Source organism: Streptomyces sp. 13-12-16 (genome assembly GCF_002114215.1).
GTDB lineage: Bacteria > Actinomycetota > Actinomycetes > Streptomycetales > Streptomycetaceae > Streptomyces.
Window position 1 is genome coordinate 1 of record NZ_NCTE01000759.1, and the last position, 5,083, is coordinate 5,083.

At 67.8% G+C, this 5,083-nt stretch carries 4 protein-coding genes and 2 rRNA genes; all 6 read left to right on the forward strand.

The genetic code is table 11. From position 1 onward, the window contains the following. A 23S ribosomal RNA gene (locus B7767_RS28125) occupies positions 1-74 on the forward strand; the annotation flags it as partial. 86 nt (positions 75-160) lie between these two features. Beyond that, positions 161-277: ribosomal RNA gene (gene rrf, locus B7767_RS28130) — 5S ribosomal RNA — on the forward strand. A gap of 109 nt (positions 278-386) precedes the next feature. Next, the gene (locus tag B7767_RS28135; RefSeq protein ID WP_085574624.1) at positions 387-995 is read left to right on the forward strand and encodes a CDP-alcohol phosphatidyltransferase family protein; all 609 of its coding nucleotides are present in this window, start codon (positions 387-389) and stop codon (positions 993-995) included. Positions 996-1,110: 115 nt separating this feature from the next. Then, on the forward strand, positions 1,111-3,606 hold the full coding sequence (locus B7767_RS28140; protein WP_085574625.1) for a mannose-1-phosphate guanyltransferase: 2,496 nt from the start codon (positions 1,111-1,113) through the stop codon (positions 3,604-3,606). A gap of 127 nt (positions 3,607-3,733) precedes the next feature. Continuing rightward, positions 3,734-4,627 (forward strand): DUF881 domain-containing protein, encoded by an 894-nt coding sequence (locus B7767_RS28145; RefSeq protein ID WP_256923595.1) that lies wholly within the window; start codon positions 3,734-3,736, stop codon positions 4,625-4,627. Next, on the forward strand, positions 4,624-4,956 hold the full coding sequence (locus B7767_RS28150; protein ID WP_003988855.1) for a small basic family protein: 333 nt from the start codon (positions 4,624-4,626) through the stop codon (positions 4,954-4,956). The genes B7767_RS28145 and B7767_RS28150 overlap by 4 nt, the downstream gene beginning before the upstream one ends. Positions 4,957-5,083 lie beyond the last annotated feature (127 nt).

The window sequence follows — 5,083 nt, forward strand, 5'->3', positions numbered from 1 at the left end:
GGTTGATAGGCCGGATATGGAAGCACGGTAACGTGTGGAGTTGACCGGTACTAATAGGCCGAGGGCTTGTCCTCAGTTGCTCGCGTCCACTGTGTTGGTTCTGAAACCACGAACAATCCCGTGCGGGTCACGCATGGTCGGGTTGTCTGTTTCATAGTGTTTCGGTGGTCATAGCGTAGGGGAAACGCCCGGTTACATTCCGAACCCGGAAGCTAAGCCTTACAGCGCCGATGGTACTGCAGGGGGGACCCTGTGGGAGAGTAGGACGCCGCCGAACTCCTTTTAGAGCTCTGGCTCTTGGGCGTACAGCCCGAGAGCCAGAGCTTTTTTGCGTTGAGGTAAGGTCGGGGGGCATCGTCGACACGTTTCCCACAGGAGGATCCCGGGTGGAGGTCCAGGAGACGCGGGTCCAGACAGACCGCGTCCTCACCATCCCGAACATGCTCAGCATGGCACGGCTCGTTGGCGTACCGCTGTTCCTGTGGTTGATCCTCAGGCCGGAGTTCGGCGGCCCGAAGAGTGACGGCTGGGCCCTCCTGGTGCTGGCCTTCAGTGGCGTCAGTGACTACCTGGACGGCAAGCTGGCGCGACGGTGGAACCAGATCAGCAGCCTCGGCCGGCTGCTCGACCCCGCCGCCGACCGGCTCTACATTCTCTCGACGCTGCTCGGCCTCACCTGGCGCGAGATCCTGCCGCTCTGGCTGACCGCCGTTCTGCTGGCACGTGAGCTGGTCCTCCTGGTCATGGTGGGCATCCTCCGGCGGCACGGCTATCCGCCGCCACAGGTGAACTTCCTGGGGAAGGCCGCCACCTTCAACCTGATGTATGCCTTCCCGCTGCTCCTGCTCAGTGACGGAACTGGCTGGATCTCGTCACTCGCTGCTATTTTCGGCTGGGCGTTCGCCGGATGGGGTACAACTCTGTATTGGTGGGCAGGAGTGCTTTACGTGGTCCAAGTCCGCCGTCTGGTTCGTGCGGACGCTGTGACCGATTGAACTCGCTGATCAGCACGCGCATCGTGGCGCGGCGGCCCGCACGGTAAAAGTGCCGGCCAGTCCTGGCGGGTGAAGTCGGTCAGACCGTCGTCTCTTCGAGGAGGACGCTTCCGACATGAAGGCCGTCGTGATGGCCGGGGGTGAAGGCACCCGCCTTCGCCCCATGACCTCAAGCATGCCCAAGCCGCTCCTGCCGGTGGCCAATAGGCCGATCATGGAGCATGTTCTGCGGTTGCTCAAAAAGCATGGGCTCAACGAAACCGTTGTGACCGTCCAGTTCCTTGCGTCACTCGTCAAGAACTACTTCGGTGATGGCGAAGAGCTCGGAATGGAGCTCACCTATGCCAATGAGGAGAAGCCACTCGGTACCGCCGGGAGCGTGAAGAACGCCGAGGAGGCACTGAAGGACGACGCTTTCCTCGTCATCTCCGGCGATGCCCTCACCGACTTCGACCTCACCGAGCTGATCAATTTCCACAAGGAAAAGGGCGCTCTGGTCACGGTCTGCCTGACCCGCGTCCCCAATCCGTTGGAATTCGGCATCACCATCGTGGACGAGGAAGGCAAGGTCGAGCGCTTCCTCGAGAAGCCGACCTGGGGACAGGTCTTCTCCGACACGGTGAACACCGGCATCTACGTCATGGAACCCGAGGTCTTCGACTACGTCGACCCCGATGTGCCCGTCGACTGGTCCGGTGACGTCTTCCCGCAGCTGATGAAGGAAGGCAAGCCCGTCTACGGCTATGTTGCCGAGGGCTACTGGGAGGACGTCGGCACGCACGAGAGCTATGTGAAGGCGCAGGCCGACGTCCTGGAGGGCAAGGTCGACGTCGACATCGACGGCTTCGAGATCTCCCCGGGCGTCTGGGTCGCCGAGGGAGCCGAAGTGCACCCCGACGCCGTGCTGCGCGGGCCGCTCTACATCGGCGACTACGCCAAGGTCGAGGCCGGTGCGGAGATCCGCGAACACACGGTCGTGGGGTCCAACGTCGTCGTGAAGAGCGGCGCCTTCCTGCACAAGGCCGTCGTCCACGACAACGTGTACGTCGGACCGCACAGCAATCTGCGGGGCTGTGTCGTCGGCAAGAACACCGACATCATGCGCGCGGCACGGATCGAGGACGGCGCCGTCATCGGTGACGAGTGCCTGATCGGTGAGGAATCGATCGTCCAGGGCAATGTGCGGGTCTACCCGTTCAAGACCATCGAGGCGGGCGCGTTCGTCAACACCTCGGTGATCTGGGAGTCCAGAGGACAGGCGCATCTCTTCGGGGCCCGGGGCGTGTCCGGGATCCTGAACGTCGAGATCACACCGGAACTCGCGGTGCGGCTGGCCGGCGCGTACGCGACGACGCTGAAGAAGGGCTCGACCGTCACCACGGCCCGCGACCACTCCCGTGGTGCCCGTGCGCTGAAGCGGGCGGTCATCTCCGCGCTGCAGGCCAGCGCCATCGACGTACGGGACCTGGAGAACGTGCCGCTGCCCGTGGCGCGGCAGCAGACCGCGCGGGGCAGCGCGGGCGGCATCATGATCCGGACCACGCCCGGTGTGCCGGACTCCGTCGACATCATGTTCTTCGACGGACAGGGCGCCGACCTCTCCCAGGGCAGCCAGCGCAAGCTGGACCGGGTGTTCGCGCGGCAGGAATACCGGCGCGCGTTCCCCGGGGAGATCGGGGACCTGCACTTCCCGGCCAGCGTCTTCGACTCGTACACGGGCTCGCTGCTGCGCAACGTCGACATCACCGGTATCGCGGAGTCCGGACTCAAGGTGGTCGTCGACGCCTCCAACGGCAGTGCCGGCCTGGTGCTGCCGAGCCTGCTCGGCAAGCTGGGCGTCGACTCGCTGACCATCAACCCCGGTCTCGACGAGTCCAGGCCGACCGAGACGGCCGACATGCGGCGCTCGGGGCTGGTCCGGCTCGGGGAGATCGTGGCGTCCTCCGGCGCCGCCTTCGGCGTACGGTTCGACCCCGTCGGTGAGCGGCTGTCCCTCGTCGACGAGAAGGGGCGGATCATCGAGGACGACCGGTCGCTCCTCGTGATGCTCGACCTCATCGCCTCCGAGCGGCGCAGCGGCCGGGTGGCGCTCCCGGTGACCACCACCAGGATCGCCGAGCAGGTCGCGGCCTATCACGGCACGCAGGTCGAATGGACGACCACCTCGCCCGACGACCTCACGCGCGTGGGCGGCGAGGAAGGGACGATCTTCGGCGGTGACGGCAAGGGCGGCTTCATCGTCCCGGAGTTCAGCAGCGTCTACGACGGCACCGCGGCCTTCGTGCGGCTCATCGGGCTGGTGGCGCGCACCCAGCTCACGCTCAGCCAGATCGACGCGCGCATCCCGCGGGCGCATGTGCTCAAGCGGGACCTGGCGACCCCGTGGGCCGTCAAGGGCCTGGTGATGCGGCGGGTCGTGGAGGCGGCCGGAGACCGGTTCGTGGACACCACCGACGGCGTGCGGGTGGTGGAGACCGACGGCCGCTGGGTGATGGTGCTGCCCGACCCGGCCGAGGCGGTCACCCATCTGTGGGCCGAGGGCCCCGACGACGCCTCCGCGCAGGCCCTGCTCGACGAGTGGGCCGCGGTCGTGGACAGCGCGGGCCGGTGAGCGGCCGGCGCCGGCGGTAGAACGAGCGGTACGCGTGCGTGCCGGACAAGTGTCCCCGACGGGGCCTGTCCGGCACGCCGGTAGGTCCGTTCGGAGGTAGTGGTCGCGGCGTGCGACGATGTGCGGCATGCCGCAGCAACCCCCCGTTCGGAGCACACCCGCGCGGCCCGCGCGCCCGGACGCCTCCATGTCGTTGCTCACCAACGTCATGGACCACAGCCTCGACGACGGATACGCCGAGGCCGCCGCGCGGAGGAAGACCTCCGGCGAGGGCGGCATGCCGAAGACCCTCAGGGCGAAGCTGGGGCTCGCCGTCGGCCTGGTGTTCGCCGCCCTGATCGTGACCGTCGGGGCCGCGCAGGCCCGGGTCGCGGCTCCCGTCGTCGCCAAGGAGCGCGAGGAGCTGATCGACCGGATCGACCAGGAGACCGAGGCCGCGGACGAGCTCGAGGACAGCGTCGACGACCTGCGCGCGGACGTGAGCGCGCGGCAGCGCGAGGCGCTCCGGGACAGCGGAGGCGACCGGTCCGCACTGGTGGGCATCCTGTCCGGCGCCGTCGCGGTGCACGGGCCCGGCGTGCGGCTCGTGGTGAACGACGCCAAGGACGCGAGTACGGGCGGCGACGGCGGCCCGCGATCGACCACCGGATTCTCCGACACCGGGCGGGTCCGTGACCGTGACATGCAGCGTGTGGTCAACGGTCTGTGGGAGTCCGGCGCCGAGGCCGTCTCCATCAACGGGCAGCGGCTGACCGCCCTGTCGGCGATCAGGGCCGCGGGAGACGCGATACTGGTCGACAACAGGCCGCTGGTGCCGCCGTACACGGTGCTCGCGGTGGGGGACGGCGGGGAGCTGAGCGACCGGTTCCAGAACAGCGCGGACGGGCTGTATCTGCATGCCCTGCAGGAGAACTACGGGATCCGGACGGCCCTCTCCGTGGAGGACGATGTCCGGCTGCCCGCCGCACCGAGTGTGATCGTACGTACCGCACAGCCGATAACCGAGAAGGGCACATCGTGATCGCCGTACTGGGCCTCGTCGTGGGAGTCGTGGCCGGACTGTTGGTCCGGCCCGAGGTTCCGGCGGTCGTCGAGCCTTACCTGCCGATCGCCGTCGTCGCGGCGCTCGACGCCGTGTTCGGAGGGCTGCGGGCCATGCTCGACGGCATCTTCGACGACAAGGTGTTCGTGGTGTCGTTCCTGTCGAACGTCGTCGTCGCCGCCCTGATCGTGTTCCTCGGCGACAAGCTCGGCGTGGGGGCCCAGCTGTCGACGGGTGTCGTGGTGGTCCTCGGCATCCGCATCTTCTCCAACGCCGCGGCGATCCGCCGGCACGTGTTCCGGGCGTGAGGCCGATGAGTGAGCATGAGCACAACGAGACGACGCGCCCGGCGGTGTCCCCGCCGAGGCCCGCTCCGGACGCCTCGCCCGCGGCCGGCCTGCGCAGGGAACTGCCGGCGGAGGTGCCCGCCGGGGC